At 71.8% G+C, this 15,058-nt stretch carries 9 protein-coding genes; 3 read left to right on the top strand and 6 right to left on the bottom strand.

The window, feature by feature from the left end; genetic code table 11:
• Nucleotide 1 precedes the first annotated feature (1 nt).
• On the top strand, nucleotides 2-2,908 hold the full coding sequence (locus tag ACGFRF_RS34780) for an FAD-binding and (Fe-S)-binding domain-containing protein (protein ID WP_393746918.1): 2,907 nt from the start codon (nucleotides 2-4) through the stop codon (nucleotides 2,906-2,908).
• Between the two features lie 38 nt (nucleotides 2,909-2,946).
• On the opposite strand, the gene ACGFRF_RS34775 is transcribed toward ACGFRF_RS34780, so the two are convergent.
• The gene (locus tag ACGFRF_RS34775; RefSeq protein ID WP_393746916.1) at nucleotides 2,947-4,776 is read right to left on the bottom strand and encodes a serine hydrolase; all 1,830 of its coding nucleotides are present in this window, start codon (nucleotides 4,774-4,776) and stop codon (nucleotides 2,947-2,949) included.
• Nucleotides 4,777-5,422: 646 nt separating this feature from the next.
• On the opposite strand from ACGFRF_RS34775, the gene ACGFRF_RS34770 reads away from it, so the two are divergent.
• Complete coding sequence (locus ACGFRF_RS34770; RefSeq protein WP_393746914.1) at nucleotides 5,423-8,083, top strand: carboxypeptidase regulatory-like domain-containing protein; 2,661 nt, start codon at nucleotides 5,423-5,425, stop codon at nucleotides 8,081-8,083.
• Nucleotides 8,084-8,200: 117 nt separating this feature from the next.
• Here ACGFRF_RS34770 and ACGFRF_RS34765 read toward each other — a convergent pair whose 3' ends face one another.
• Nucleotides 8,201-9,241, bottom strand: coding sequence for a LuxR C-terminal-related transcriptional regulator (locus tag ACGFRF_RS34765; RefSeq protein ID WP_393746913.1), 1,041 nt, complete (start codon nucleotides 9,239-9,241; stop codon nucleotides 8,201-8,203).
• Between the two features lie 329 nt (nucleotides 9,242-9,570).
• On the opposite strand from ACGFRF_RS34765, the gene ACGFRF_RS34760 reads away from it, so the two are divergent.
• On the top strand, nucleotides 9,571-9,999 hold the full coding sequence (locus ACGFRF_RS34760; RefSeq protein ID WP_393746912.1) for a VOC family protein: 429 nt from the start codon (nucleotides 9,571-9,573) through the stop codon (nucleotides 9,997-9,999).
• A gap of 73 nt (nucleotides 10,000-10,072) precedes the next feature.
• Here ACGFRF_RS34760 and ACGFRF_RS34755 read toward each other — a convergent pair whose 3' ends face one another.
• The 4 genes from ACGFRF_RS34755 to ACGFRF_RS34740 form a co-directional block, all read right to left on the bottom strand.
• On the bottom strand, nucleotides 10,073-10,639 hold the full coding sequence (locus ACGFRF_RS34755) for a DUF6928 family protein (RefSeq protein WP_393747092.1): 567 nt from the start codon (nucleotides 10,637-10,639) through the stop codon (nucleotides 10,073-10,075).
• A 220-nt stretch (nucleotides 10,640-10,859) separates the two neighbouring features.
• Nucleotides 10,860-12,197: a crotonyl-CoA carboxylase/reductase gene (ccrA, locus tag ACGFRF_RS34750; RefSeq protein WP_393747090.1), complete on the bottom strand. Its 1,338-nt coding sequence runs from the start codon at nucleotides 12,195-12,197 to the stop codon at nucleotides 10,860-10,862.
• Nucleotides 12,198-12,425: 228 nt separating this feature from the next.
• Nucleotides 12,426-13,658, bottom strand: coding sequence for a cytochrome P450 (locus ACGFRF_RS34745; protein ID WP_393746910.1), 1,233 nt, complete (start codon nucleotides 13,656-13,658; stop codon nucleotides 12,426-12,428).
• 151 nt (nucleotides 13,659-13,809) lie between these two features.
• Nucleotides 13,810-15,054, bottom strand: coding sequence for a cytochrome P450 (locus ACGFRF_RS34740; protein WP_393746908.1), 1,245 nt, complete (start codon nucleotides 15,052-15,054; stop codon nucleotides 13,810-13,812).
• Nucleotides 15,055-15,058 lie beyond the last annotated feature (4 nt).

Genomic DNA, 15,058 nt, shown 5'->3' with positions numbered 1-15,058 from the left:
CATGAGCCCCTCCGCCGCCACACCTTCCTCCGCGCCGGCCGCCTCTGAGGCCCTGGACCGGCCCGACCGCCTGGCCGAGTTGCTGGCCGCATGTGTCAGCGACCCGGCCCGAGTGACGACCGACGTGCCCCGCAGGGTCGCGGCGGCGCACGACGCCTCGCCGTATCTGTTCACACCGCGGGCCGTGGTGCGTGCCGCGTCGGCGGCCGAGGTGGGTGCCCTGATGGCGGGCGCCCGCGCGGCCGGGCTGCCGCTCACGCTGCGCTCGGGCGGCACCAGCCTCTCCGGGCAGGCGGGCGGCGACGGCATCCTCGTGGACGTCCGCAGCGAATGGCGCACCGCGGAGGTCCTCGACGAGGGCCTGCGCATCCGGGTGCAGCCAGGGCTGACGGTGCGTCAGGTGAATGCGCGGCTCGCCCGGTACGGGCGCCGGCTCGGCCCGGACCCGGCCAGCGAGTCCGCCTGCACCATCGGCGGCCTGGTCGCCAACAACTCCAGCGGCATGAACTGCGGCACCCAGGACAACGCCTACCGGACCATGGAGTCCCTGCAGTTCGTGCTGCCCTCCGGCACCGTGGTCGACACCGCGCTCCCCGACGCCGACCAGGCGCTGCGCGCCCGCGAGCCCGAACTGCACGCGGGGCTGTTGCGGTTGCGCGACCGCGTCCGCGCCTCGGCCCGCTCCCGCGCCACCGTCGAACGGCTGTTCTCGATGAAGAACACCATGGGCTACGGGCTCAACTCGTTCCTGGACCACGACGAACCGGCCGACATCCTCGCCCACCTGATGATCGGCAGCGAGGGCACCCTCGGCTTCGTCGGGGAGGCCGTCTTCCGCACCGTTCCCCTGCTGCCGCACACCGCCACCGGCCTGCTGGTGCTGCCCGGACTCGCCGAGGCCACCGACGCCCTGCCCGCCCTGCTGGCCGCCGGTGCCCGCACCGCCGAGCTGCTCGACGCCGCATCGCTGCGGGTGGCGCAGCGGTCCCCCGATCCCGTCGACGACGTGCGCGGCCTGCGCGTGGAGGGGCACGCGGCCCTCCTGGTCGAATTCGCCGAGGCGGGCGCGGAGCCGCTGGCGGAGAGGGTGGCCGCCGCGCGGCAGCCCCTGGACCGCCTGCCGACCGTCACCGGGTCCTCGCTCGTGGGTGACCCGCGCCTCAGGGCCCGGCTGTGGCACCTGCGCAAGGGCCTGTACACCGCGGTCGCGGGCGCGCGCCGACCCGGCACCACCGCGCTGCTGGAGGACATCGCCGTGCCGATGGACCGCCTCACCCGCACGTGCGAGGGCCTGACCGGCCTCTTCGACCGGTACGGCTACCAGGACGCGGTGATCTTCGGTCACGCCCGCGACGGCAATCTCCATTTCATGCTGACCCAGGACTTCGACTCCGCCCCGGAGGTCGAGCGCTACGCCCGGTTCACCGACGCCATGGTCGACCTCGTCCTGGACGCCGGGGGCACGCTGAAGGCCGAGCACGGCACCGGCCGGGCCATGGCGCCCTTCGTCCGCCGCCAGTACGGCGACGAGCTGTACGACGTGATGCGCGAGCTGAAGCGGCTGTGCGACCCGCACGGTGTGCTCAACCCTGGCGTGCTCCTGGAGGACGATCCGGCCGCGCACCTGCGCAACCTCAAGAGCATTCCGGAGGTCGATCCCGCCGTGGACGCGTGTGTCGAGTGCGGCTACTGCGAGCCGGTGTGTCCGACCGCGGGCGCCACGACGACGCCGCGTCAGCGCATCGCCCTCCAGCGTGAGATCGCGCTGGCCGCGGCGACGGGGGACGAGGAGCGGCGCCGTGCGCTGACGGAGGACTACGCCTACGCGGCCGTCGACAGCTGCGCGGCCGACAGCCTCTGCGTCACCGCCTGCCCGGTCACCATCGACACCGGGGCGGTCATGAAACGCCTGCGCGCCGAGCGGCACGGTGCCGCGGCGCAGCGCGCCGGGGACGCCGTCGCCCGGCACTGGGGGACCGCCGTCAAGGCCGTGCGCGCCGGGCTGAACACCGCCCACGCCGTACCCGCCCCGGTCCTGCGCACCGCCACCGGTGCGCTCCGCCGGCTCGGCGCGGACGAGCTGGTGCCCGCCTGGGCCGACGACATCCCGCGCGGTGGCCCGGCCCGTCCCGCGCCCCGGCACCCGGCGAAGGCGCGTGCGGTGTTCTTCGCCGCGTGCATCGGCAGCGTCTTCGCGCCCGAGGGGAGTGCGCCGGGGGCGACGAACGCGGCGGCCGGAGAGGCGGCCGGGGCGGCGGCGGCCTTTCTACGGCTGTGCGAACGGGCGGGTGTCCCCGTCACCGTGCCCTCCGGGCTGGCCGGTCTGTGCTGCGGCACGCCCTGGCAGTCCAAGGGATACACCGCCGGGCACCGCACCATGGCCGCCCGCACCCTGGAGGCGCTGTGGGAGGAGAGCGACCACGGCCGGCTGCCGGTGGTCTGTGACGCCTCGTCCTGCACCCATGGCCTGGAGCGACTGCACGAAGCGCTCCCGGAATCCGGCCGCGCCCGCTTCGCGTCGCTGCGCTTCGTCGACAGCGTCGCCTTCACCGCCGAGCACCTGCTCCCCGCCCTGCCCGAACCCCGCCGCCTGGGCAGCCTCGCCCTGCATCCCACCTGTTCCACGGTGCACCTCGGTGTCGACGACGCGCTGCGCACCGTGGCCGCGGCGGTGAGCGACGAGGTCACCGTCCCCGACACCTGGGGTTGCTGCGCGTTCGCCGGGGACCGCGGTCTGCTCCACCCGGAGATCACCGCGTCCGCCGTCGCGGCCCAGGCCGCCGAGATCGACGCGGGGACGTACGACGCCTACGCCTCCTGCAACCGCACCTGCGAGATGGGGATGACCCGGGCCACGGGCCACCCCTACCGGCACGTGCTGGAACTCCTGGACGAGGCCACGGCCTGACGTTCGCGGCGGGTACCGGGTGCCACCCGGTACCCGGGTCAGTCCTGCCGGCGGGTCCACCCGACGGCGTTCACCCGGGAGATGTCGCCCGGCCGGGCGTCGGAGTACAGCAGCGTGCTCCCGGACTCCACCTTCAGTGCCCCGACGTACACGCCTCGACCCACGTACAGCGCGTCCGTGGCGTACCGCCAGCGCAGCAGCAGAGCGGAGCCGGCGGGAAGGGCCGCGTCGAGCCTGTGCCAGACACGTCCGTTGTAGCCGGAGACGGTGCCGTCGTCGTGAGCCGTGGTACCGGTGGCGTCGGGCGCCCGGGTGGTGAACGGCAGCGGCTGCCAGGTCGCGCCGCCGTCGGTGGACGTCTCCGCGTGCAGGGCGTCGGAGCCGGGCTCGGTGTCCCACCACAGGTCGCCCGTGAGCCGGGCCCCGGCCGAGGTGTCGAGGGCGGGCAGGGTCAGCGTGGTCGTACTCGCGTTGGCCGTGCCACCGAACCATGCCGCCTCCCCGTGGGCGGGGCGCACCGCAACGGCGCGTGCCATACGGTCCCCGGCGGCCACCCGCGGCGCCGAACCCGACCGCCAGGTCCGCACCGGGTGCACGGAGTTGCCCAGGATGACGAGGAAGGAGTCCGTCGTCGGGTCGAGGACGATGCTGGTTCCGGTGAAGCCCGTGTGCCCGGCGGTGCGCGGCGAGGCCATCGCGCCCATGTACCAGTGCTGGTACAGCTCGAACCCGAGGCCGTGGTCGTCGCCGGGGAAGGCGGTGTTGAAGTTGGTGAACAGCAGCTCCACCGACTGCCTGCGGAGGATGCGCACTCCGCCGTAGGCGCCCCCGTTGAGCAGGGTCCGGGCCAGGACCGCCAGGTCCCAGGCACGGGAGAAGACACCGGCGTGGCCGGCGACGCCGTCGAACGCGTAGGCGTTCTCGTCGTGCACCTCGCCCCACACCAGGCCCCGGTCCAGACCCGACCAGGGCTGCCGGGCGACCTCGGTGGCCGCGATGTGCGGCCGCCAGGAGGCGGGCGGGTTGTAGCGGGTCGCGGTCATGCCGAGCGGCCCGGTGATCCCCTGCGCGACCAGGTCGTCGAGCGGCTTTCCGGTGACCCGCTCGACGACCTGCTGGAGGGAGATCATGCTGAGGTCGGAGTACAGGTAGACGGTCCCCGGCTGGTGGATGGGCTTCTCGTCCCAGAGGGCCTGCAGCATCTCCTGCCGGCTGCCCAGTCGGTAGAAGGCGATGTCGGCCTGGAGCCCGGCCGTGTGGGTGAGCAGCTGCCGGACGGTGATGTCCTGCTTGCCGCCCCCCGCGTACTCGGGCACGTACCGGGCGACGGGGGCCTCCAGCTCGATTCGGCCGCGCTCGATGAGCTGGACGGCGACGAGCGAGGTGAAGAGCTTGGACAGGGAGGCCAGGTCGTAGACCGTGTCGGGAGTGGTGTCGAGCTGCTGGTCGGGCGGGAACTCGATGCCGGTGTCGGTGGCGGGGTCGTAGTCCTGGTAGCGCACCGCCTTGCCGACGGCCTTCTCCAGAGCGACGGTTCGGCCGCGCCCGGCGAGGACGACCGCGCTGGACCAGTACGGATGCTTGGGTGCGGGCTGCAGGTACCGCTCGGCGACGGTGACGACCTCCGCCAGAGGCTCCGGCAGCAGCCCGGCCCGGACGGCGGAGCCGCGTCGCAGAGTCGGTCCGGGAGCGGCTGCCGGTCCCGGCGGTGGCGGTGTGTCACCGCTGCCCTCCGCCGCCGCCGATCCGGTCCCCAGGGGCGCGAGCACGAGCGCGCCGCCCACGGACAGGACTCCCGCTCCGAACCGGCGCCGGCTGACCCCGAGCCGGTCGGGCGCGCCGAGGCTTCCGGGCTGTTCCAGTGGCACGACAGGACCTCCGAAAGAAACTTTCACACCGATCCTTGCAAGCTGAAACTTTCCTTCCGCGGCTGGTTGCTTGTCAATCCCCCTGTCGGGCCGGTCCGTTGCCGCCGCCGGCCGGCCGCGGGGCGCTCCCCCGTCCGCGCGCGGCACGGCAAAGGGGCCTGCCGCGCGTGCGGCAGGCCCCAAAGGCGGTGCGGCGCCTGGACGCCGCGGATATGCAGGGGTGCGTGACGGCACCGGACGAATTTCGGTTCCGGCGATCGAGGACGCCTCCGGAACCTCGTTTCTGTTTCACACCGGGTTTCTCGCCGGGAGACGGACCAGGTGGAGCTTCTTGTCGGCCCATTCTGGTCACCGGAACGACGGACGGGCAAGCACGGCGTTGTGGGAATACGTGCTCCTGCACAAGTGAGAACCCTGACGACGTCGGGTCTCCACCTCCTCTGAAACCGTTGCGTACCACCACAAAGTTCTGCCGCCGGCGCCAAGGTCGACCGCGTACCGGCCTTGGCGCACATGCCCCTGACGCCCCGACATGAACGCGTAACGAATGCAGTGTTGACAGCTCTTCATTTCGCCCGGCTAATTGTCCGGAAGTGTTTGCCCGTTCACCGGCCCGCATTCGAGGGTCCGTCATGATAGGTACGACGTGAACAAATCCTCGCTCCGAAGAGAGCGAATAACCGTCTCTCAGGCGCTCAGGCACGGCGTCGCCACCCTGGGACTCACCACCCTTGTTCTCCTCGGGGTCTCCTCACCCGCGCTCGCCGCGCCGCTCCCGGACTCCGGGACCACCACCCCGCCGGTCCGCCTCGACACCGCCTCCGACGCCGCCGATCCGGCCGGCGCCGACCTGGCTCCCGTGTGCGGCACGCCCGCCAAGGGGCACGCGACCTGCTTCGCCATGCGTTCCGCCGACGAGGCCCCGCTGCTCCGGCTGACCGCGGCACAGACCCCGCCGGGGCTCGGCCCCCAGGACATCCAGAGCGCCTACAGCCTCCCGGCCGACGGCGGCGCCGGGCAGACCATCGCCATCGTCGACGCGTACGACAACCCCAACGCGGAGGCGGATCTGGCGGTCTACCGCGCCCAGTACGGGCTGCCGCCGTGCACCACGGCCAACGGCTGTTTCAAGAAGGTCGACCAGCGCGGCGGCACCGACTATCCGCTGTCGAACGACATGTGGGCCGGTGAGATAGCCCTCGACCTCGACATGGTCTCCGCCGTCGCCCCGCAGGCGCACATCCTGCTCGTGGAGACGGACAACGACGGTCTGGACCGGCTCGCGGCCGGTGTCGACAAGGCCGTGGAGCTGGGCGCGAAGTACGTCTCCAACTCCTACGGCCGCGCGGGCGACTTCGCCACGGACCAGCAGACCTACGGCTCCTCCTACGACCATCCCGGCGTCGCGATCGTGGCGGCGAGCGGTGACAACGGCTACGGCGTCGCGTTCCCCGCCACGCTCTCCACCGTGACGGCGGTGGGCGGCACGAATCTGACCGCCGACCCGGCCAGCCCGCGCGGCTGGGACGAGACCGTGTGGAAGCGGAACTCCTACGGCCCCGGCTCGGGTTGCGCGACGTACCAGACCAAACCGGAGTTCCAGAAGGACACCGGCTGTTCGGGACGCAGTGTCGCCGACGTGTCCGCGGTCGCTGACAACGTTGCCGTCTACTCGACGTTCGGCTCGCTGGGCACCGGCTGGCAGCGCTACGGCGGCACCAGCGCGTCCACTCCGGTGATAGCGGGCGCCTACGCGCTGGCCGGCCCGCCCCGCCCGGGCACCTACCCCAACGCCTACCCGTACGCGACCGGCGGCTCCGGGCTGAACGACATCACCTCCGGGTCCAACGGCACCTGCGCCACCGCGTACCTGTGCACCGCGGGCACCGGCTACGACGGCCCCACGGGCCTCGGCACCCCGGCCGGCCTGGCGGCCTTCCGCAGCGGCCCGAGCGGCACCATGTCGGGCACGGTGACGGACGCGAAGACCGGTGAGCCCGTGGCCGGCGCCACCGTAGGCTCCGGACTCGACGTGGCCACGACGCGCGCCGACGGCACGTACACGCTGAACCTGCCCGCCGGTGAGGTCGGCGGGCTCACCGTCAAGGCGTTCGGCTACGCGTCCACGGCCCCCGTCACCGTGGAGATCGAGGACGGCAGCACCGTGACCCGCGACTTCAGTCTGAAGGCGCTGCCCCGCACCCAGGTGCGCGGGACCGTGCGGGACGGCTCGGGGCACGGCTGGCCGCTCTACGCCAAGGTCGCCGTCGAGGGCTCGCCGGAGGCGCCGGTCTGGACCGACCCGGTGACCGGTGACTACACCGTCTCGCTGCCGAAGAACGCCGGTTACACGCTCGACATCACCGCCGCGCTGCCCGGCTACGAACCCCTCACCCGCGAGGTGACGCTGGGCGGCAAGCCCGTGACGGCGGACGCGGCACTGACCGCCGACCCCGACGCGGCGACCGCCGTCGGCTACGGCCTCCACCGCACGGAGCACACCGAGGGCTTCGACTCCACCACGGCCGCTCCGCAGGGCTGGTCGGTGACGACCGCGGCGGGCAGCGACAACGGCTGGCAGTTCGACGATCCGAACGAGCGGGGCAACGCCACCGGCGGCAGCGGTGCCTTCGCGGTCATCGAAAGCGACAGCGGGCCTTTCGGACCGCACCAGGACACTTCGCTGATCAGTCCCGCCTACGACCTGTCCGGCGCGCAGTCGGCCGCTCTCACGTTCAAGACCGGCTACATCACCAACCTCAGCCAGCAGCACATGACCGTCGACGCCAGCACCGACGACGGCGCAACCTGGCGGAACGTGTGGGCCGGTCCCAAGGCGGGCGGCCAGGCGGACCATCTCACGGTGAACGTGCCGCTGCGGCAGTTCGCCGGGCAGCCGTCCGTACGGCTGCGCTTCCACTTCGTCGCGAACTGGGCCTACTTCTGGCAGGTCGACGACGTGACCGTGGAGAGCCGGACGCTGCAGCCGGTACCGGGCGGGCTGACCGTGGGCACCGTCAGGGACGCCGGCACCGGCCGCGGTGTCGTCGGCGCGACCGTCACGGACGCCTCGGCGCCCGGCGCCGGCGCGCTCACCGTGGCCACGCCGGAGGACCCGGCCGTCGGCGACGGCCTGTACACGCTGTTCACGGCCGGTCCCGGCGTGCACGCCCTGCGCGTGACGGCGGACGGCTACCAGCCGCTCACCCGGCGGGCCGTGGTGCACGGCGACCGGGTCACACGGAAGAACCTCGCGCTCGAGGCCGCGGGGCCGACGGCCGCCGCACCCCTGCGGACGCGGCCGTGACCGCGGGCTGAACCCCACCTTCCGTACCCGCGGAACGCACGGACGGTGCCGTATCCGGCATGGATACGGCACCGTCCCCGGCCCGCCTGAAACCTGAAACCTGCCAGGGATGCTCTGTCAGGGCTGCTCCCCCAGCCATCCCCGCTCCGCCGCCAGCAGCGCGATCTGGAACCGGGTCCGGGCACCGAGCAGGGTCCCCGCCTCGCTGACGTGCTTCTGCACCGTACGGCGGCTCACCCTGAGCACACGGGCGATCGTCTCGTCCTTCATCCCGGTGGCCATCAGATGCAGGATCTCCCGCGTCCGAGCGTCCGGCCCCACCGTCTTCGGGCCCCCTTCCGGCACCGGCCCCTCGGGCCGGTCGCCCAGCGGGACCGAATCGTCGCGCCGGCTCGCCAGCGGCACCGGCTCAGCCCGTTCCCACACGCTCTCGAACAGCGCCACCAGCGCCTCGACCAGGGCGGGCGAGTGCACCACCAGCGAGCCCGCAGCCGGCCGGTCCCCGCGCACCGGCAGCAGCGCCGCCGCCCGGTCGAACACCACCAGCTTCACCGGCAGCCGTGACGCCAGCCGCAGTTCGCCCCCCTCCGCCGTCCCGCGCAACGCCGTCTCCAGCGACACCGAATCGGTGAAAGCCTCCGTCTCGTACACCGAGCGCATCCGCACCCCGTCCGCCACGCCCAGGTCCCCGGCCGACATGTCGGGCCCCGTCACGTACGGCGGCTTCGCCAGGTGCAGCACCTCGGCCGCACTGCCCTTCAGCAACTGGCCGTAGCGCGCCGACACTTCCTCCTCGCGCTCCAGCACCTCCACCAGATGCGCCGTGCGCGGCCCGGAGATCGCCTCGTACGTCTCGTGCAGCCGCTCCACCAGCGCCTCGGCGCGCGCGAGTTCGGCCCGCCGCCGGGCCAGCAGCGCGCCGAGCGACGCCCGCGGGGGGCCTGCCGCCCACCGCGCCGCCCCGCCGCCGACGCGCAACGCCAGCGAGACGTCCTCCAGGTGCCGCAGTGCCTCTTCCGCCTCCGCCACGGGCACCCCCACCGCTGCCGCCACCTGGGCCGCGTCCGCCGACGGCACGGTCACCAGGTACTCCAGCACCCGTCCGCCCAGCGGGTCCAGACCGGTTCCCGACCAAGGGCCGTCCGATGTCCCATCCATACGTTCTGACACTCCTGTGCACTGCGTGCCGGGCGAACCCGAACTGAACCGGTGGGGAACAGGCGTCGATGCTACGTCCGCCCCGGCGAGCCGGCGCATATGGGCAACTGCGCGAAAGCGCTGTCCCATCGGCTCGTCCGGCCCGGCGCCCTCGCCAGGGGTGAGCAGGCGTCCGCACTGGCCGAGGCCGGTGTCACGCGGACGTGGTGCCGTCCGCGTGAGGGAGTCACCGTCACCGGGCGGGCCCGCCTGCGCGCCGAACGAGCCCTGCGCTCCGGCCGGCCCAACACCGCCATCGGCGAGAGGGTCCCCCCTGTTAAGGTGCGCCTGTGTCATCGATCAGGCAGTTTCAAGTCACCTTTGACTGCGCGGAACCTGAGCGCCTCGCTCGTTTTTGGTGCGAGGTGCTGGGGTACGTCGTATCGCCGCCACCGGCAGGGTTCGCCACGTGGGATGATTTCGACCGCTCCCGGTCTCCTGAGGATCGGGGTTCATGGTTCGCCTGCAGTGACCCCTCAGGTGTGGGCCCGCGACTGTTCTTTCAGCGCGTTCCCGAAGGCAAGGTCGTCAAGAATCGGGTGCATCTGTGCGTGCGGGTCGGCACCGGGCTCGTGGGTGAGGAGCGCCTGGCCACGCTCGAAGCCGAGTGCGCACGGCTGCTCCCGCTCGGCGCGGTACGCGTGCGACTGCTGTACGACGGCAACGATTCGTGCATCGTGATGCAGGACATCGAGGGCAACGAGTTCTGTCTCGACTGAGCACCGCGAACCGGCGAGGTGGGGGGCCGTCTCGACACCGCGGTGCGATGAGGGACTTCATGGTCAGCCCCGTTCATGAGGCGCGTGTCACGCGAAAGCCGTGTAGTTCGACACCCCAGGCGTCCACCACCGGATCGGCGGCTTCGTCCCCGGCACAGCTGCCTTCCACGTAGAAGCCGAAGAACTCCAGCATCGCCCGCTCGCCCAGATCGAGTGGGTGGAACGGCCGGGGGTACGGCTCCTCGTCCCCGTCGGATGGACAGGGCGCCATCGGGTGTCGGCCCTCCCAGTAAGGAAGTTCGAACGCAAGCCGTTCGCCCATGTCCTCGATGATGCCGGTGTCCGGGGACAGACTCAGTGAGCGCAGCAGTCGCCCGTCTTCCCGGATGGCGAAAGCCAGCCAGTCGACGACGCTGTGCATCGCATGGAGGTAGAGCCGTCGGCCCCGGCTGGACGACACGAGGTGCTCGGAGAGCTGCGACGGGCGATCGATCATGAACTCCCGATCGCAGACGAGGTAGAGGCCCGGCACCGACAGCGCGCACACCGTCTCCTCGGGCGGGTACACGGCTTCCGCCGACGCCCAGGGCTCCTCGCCGTCCCTCTCGATGTTCTGGCCTGGGCGAACCCGAGCCACCAGGCGACAAGCGTGCGACGTTCGTGGTGGTCACCCGGCGGGCCGAGACGCCATCACCGCCGCTGTCCCGCGCCATGTGGAGGACGTCCGACGCTACTTCCTCGACATCTCACCCCTGGCCAGATCACCTTGCTCGGGGAGATCGCCGAGCTGGTCATCCGGAAGAACAGCACCGCCGACTGACAGGTCTTCCCCGTCGGCGCCGCGGTGCTGCTCCCCTCCCTCAGGTACGGCGGAAACGGTTGATGGCCTCCAGGTGGCGGGCCCGCATGGCAGGGTCGTCCACTCCTCCTCCCTCCATGGGTGCCAGACACAGCACGCCGACCTTGCCGCAGTGCCTGTTGCGGTACACGTCGTCCACCGCCTGGCCCACCTCCGTCAGTGCGTACACCTTCGACAGCGTGGGGTGGATCTTGCCCTTCGCGATCAGCCGGTTGGCCTCCCAGGCCTCGCGGTAGTTGGCGAAGTGCGAGCCGATGATCCGCTTCAGCGACATCCACAGGTAGCGGTTGTCGTACTCGTGCACGTAGCCCGAGGTCGAGGCACACGTGGTGATGGTGCCGCCCTTGCGGGTGACGTAGACGCTCGCGCCGAAGGTCTCGCGGCCGGGGTGCTCGAAGACGATGTCGATGTCCTCCCCGCCGGTCAGCTCGCGGATGCGCTTGCCGAAGCGCTTCCACTCCTTCGGGTCCTGGGTGTTCTCGTCCTTCCAGAACCTGTAGCCCTCGGCGTCGCGGTCGATGATCAGCTCGGCGCCCATCGAGCGGCAGATCTCGGCCTTCTGCTCGCTGGAGACCACGCAGATGGGCGTGGCGCCGCCGGCGAGGGCGAACTGGGTGGCGTAGGAGCCGAGGCCGCCGCTGGCGCCCCAGATCAGGACGTTGTCGCCCTGCTTCATGCCGGCGCCGTTGCGGGAGACCAGCTGGCGGTAGGCGGTGGAGTTGACCAGGCCCGGGGCGGCGGCCTCCTCCCAGCTGAGGTGGTCCGGCTTCGGCATCAGCTGGTTGGACTTGACGAGCGCGATCTCGGCGAGCCCGCCGAAGTTGGTCTCGAAGCCCCAGATGCGCTGCTCGGGGTCGAGCATCGTGTCGTTGTGACCGTCGGAGGACTCCAGCTCGACGGACAGGCAGTGCGCCACGACCCTGTCGCCGGGCTTCCACCGTCGGACGCCGGGGCCGGTGCGCAGGACGACGCCCGCGAGGTCGGAACCGAGGATGTGGTACGGCAGGTCGTGCCGCTTGGCCAGCTCGTTGGTGCGGCCGTAGCGCTCCAGGAACGTGAACGTGGGAAGGGGCGAGAAGATGGACGACCAGACGGTGTTGTAGTTCACCGAGGAGGCCATCACGGCCACCAGGGCTTCGCCCGGACCGACCTCCGGGACCGGTACCTCCCTCACATGGAGCGACTTGCGGGGTTCCCGCTCGGTGACGGGCAGGTGGTCGAACATGTGCTGTTCGTCCCGGAGGACCACAGCCGCTCGGTAGGAGGAGGGAAGGGGGAAGGAGGCGACGTCTTCGGAGGGGACGTTCGCAGACTCGAGGAGGTCGGCCAGATCCGTCAGCACGTGCGCGCTCCGTCCCTGTGCGGCAACTCCCGTGCCTCGGCGGACGGTTCGGGCATGGGGTGGGTCTCATCGGACATGGCGAGGCGATCCGTTCGTCATGATGGTGGTGGTCGTTGCGCCTGGGGCACTCACTCCGGGACACGTGAGCACCGGAGACGTCCGGTGCTCACGTGTCCAGGTCCGTGTTCCTTCGCCGAAACCGGGATCCGCCCGGTGCGGTGCGCTTCAGCCGGTGACGCGGACGGGGAGTTCGGCCAGGCCGCGCATGATGATGTTGGGCACCCGGGGCGGCGTTTCGGTCACCAGTTCCAGGTCCAGCGCGGTCAGGGCGGACACCGCGGCCTGTGCGGTGAGCCGGGCCAGGGGCGCGCCGACGCAGAAGTGGATGCCCAGGCCGAAGCCCAGGTTGCGGCCGGCCGGCCGGTCCAGCTTGAGTTCGTCGGGGTCGTCGTAGACCGCCGGGTCGTGGCTGGCCGCACCGATCATGAGCATGACCTGCTCGCCCGGCTGGACGGTGTGCCCGGCGATCTCGGCCTCGGCCACGGCGACCCGGGCGATCATCTGCACCGGCGCGTCGAAGCGCAGCATCTCCTCCACCGCGGCGGGCACCCGGTCCGGGTGGGCGCGCAGCCAGTCCCGCTGTTCGGGATGGTTGAGCAGCGCGAACATGCCGTTGCCGATCAGGTTGACCGTGGTGGCGTAGCCGGCCGAGAGCAGCAGTGTGCAGGTGACCTCCAGCTCGTGCGGGGTCAGCGTGTCCCCGCCCTCCTCGACGGCGACCAGCTCACTGATCAGGTCGGTGCCGGGCGCGGCCCGGCGCTGCTCGGCCAGCTCGCCGATGTACCGGTACAGCTCGGCCCGGGCGTCGTCCCGCTTGGCGATCTCCTCGGGAGTGAGCAGGAAGCTCGGGTCCAGGCCGCGGGCGATGTCGCCGGACAGCTCGTCGAACCGGGCGGCGTGCTCGGCCGGGACGTCGAGCAGCGCGTTCTGCATCCGGCCGGGCAGGGGGTGCGCTATCGCGCGCATCAGGTCGATCGGCCCGTCGCCCGCCTCGGCGCGGGCGGTCTCGATCAGCTCGCGCACCACCCGCTCGGCGGTGGCGCGCATCCGGTCGACCTGGCGCGCGGCGAACGCCTTGCTGACCAGGGCACGGATCCGGGTGTGCTCGGGCGGGTCGGAGAAGATGAACGGCCGGACCACCGAGCCGTCGGCCTCGGTGCGGAAGTGGTCGGCGACGGTGGCGCCGTCGCCCCAGCCGAACCGCTGGTCGCGCAGCACCGCCGAGCAGGCCTCGTGCCCGGTCACCGCCCACAGCCCCAGCGGGGTGCGGGTCACCGGACCCTTGTCGCGGACCTGCGCGTAGCTCGGGTAGGGGTTGACCAGGAAGGCCGGGTCGAAGGGGTCGAAGGGCAGGAGTTGGGCGATGAAGCCCGGGTCGAGCATGGGTGCTTCGGTCATGTCTCGCGTTCCCAACCCCGCGCGGGACGGCGGTCGCCGCGCGGAAAGGTGTCGTCTCGGTTCGGGGTGGTGGTGCGGGCGCCAGAGGTGTTCGGGGTGGGCCGGGTGTCAGCCTGCGGCGGCCGGGGAGTGCGGGGTGCTGCGCCGGGTGTCACCCCGCGGCGGCCGGGGTGGCCGCGGTGAAGGTGACCGGCAGGTGGTCGAGGCTGTTGGCCACCAGGCTGGGCGTCCAGGTGAGCTTTACCTCCGGAACCGCCAGCTGGAGATCGTCGAACCGGTCGAACAGGGTGCGCAGCGCGATGCGGGCCTTGAGCCGGGCCAGGGGGGCGCCGATGCAGAAGTGCGTGCCGTGGCCCAGCGCCAGGTGCTTGGACGCGTCGCGGTGGATGTCCAGCGTCTCCGGGTCGCTGAACTGGCCGGGGTCGTGATTGGCCGCGGCCAGCGAGATCATCACGTGCTCGCCCGCCTTGACGTGCGCGCCGCCCAGCACCATGTCCTCGGTGGCGAAGCGGTACACCACGGTGAACACCGGGCTGGTCAGCCGCAGCAGCTCCTCGATGGCCGGGCCGAGCGCCTCGGGGTCGTTCTTGAGCTCGGCCAGCTGCTCGGGGTTGCGCAGCAGCGCGAGGATGCCGTTGGACAGCAGGTTGATGGTGGTCTCCGCGCCGGCGAGCAGCAGCAGCATGACGGTGGAGCGGATCTCCAGGTCGGCGAGGGCGTCACCGTCCTCGTTGGCCTGCACCAGGCCGGAGATGAGGTCCGGGCCGGGGTCGGCGCGGCGCTGCGCGGTCAGGTTGGTCAGGTACTCCTCGAACCAGCCGACCGAGGCGATGACCTCCTCGGGGCTGGAGGAGTTGCCCAGGCCGACGAAGATGTAGGTGTTGCGCTCGAACTCGTCGCGGTCGGCCAGGGGCACGCCGAGCATCTCGTACAGCACCGTCGAGATCAGCGGCGAGATGAACGCGTCCTTCAGGTCGGCGGTGCCCGCCTCGGCGACCGCGTCGAGCAGCTCGTCGGTGATCTGCTGTATCCGCTCCTCGAGGTCGGCCACCCGGCGCGGGGTGAACGCCTTGGACACCAGTCTGCGCAGCCGGGTGTGCTCGGGCGGGTCGGCGAGGTTCATGTGCTGGTTGAGGATGGACTTGCGGCCGTCGTAGCCCAGTGCGGGCCACAGCTCGGGCAGCGCGTTGTCGAAGTTCTTGCTCAGCTTGCGGTTGTTCAGCGCGGCGAGCGCCTCCTCGTACCGGGTGATCATCCATACCGGGTTGCCGTCGGGCAGCAGCAGCTGTTCCACCGGGCGGGGCTCGGGGAGCCCGGGCGTCCACGGGCGGGGGCCCGCCGCGGCGTCGGCGTGCACGGGACAGCCGGTGGCCACATCACCGTCGGGGTTGGGCATGTCG

This window comes from Streptomyces sp. NPDC048521 (assembly GCF_043199855.1).
Classification (GTDB): Bacteria; Actinomycetota; Actinomycetes; order Streptomycetales; family Streptomycetaceae; genus Streptomyces.
The sequence above is the reverse complement of the archived record's forward strand: the minus strand, read 5'-3'. Positions and strand labels throughout refer to the sequence as shown.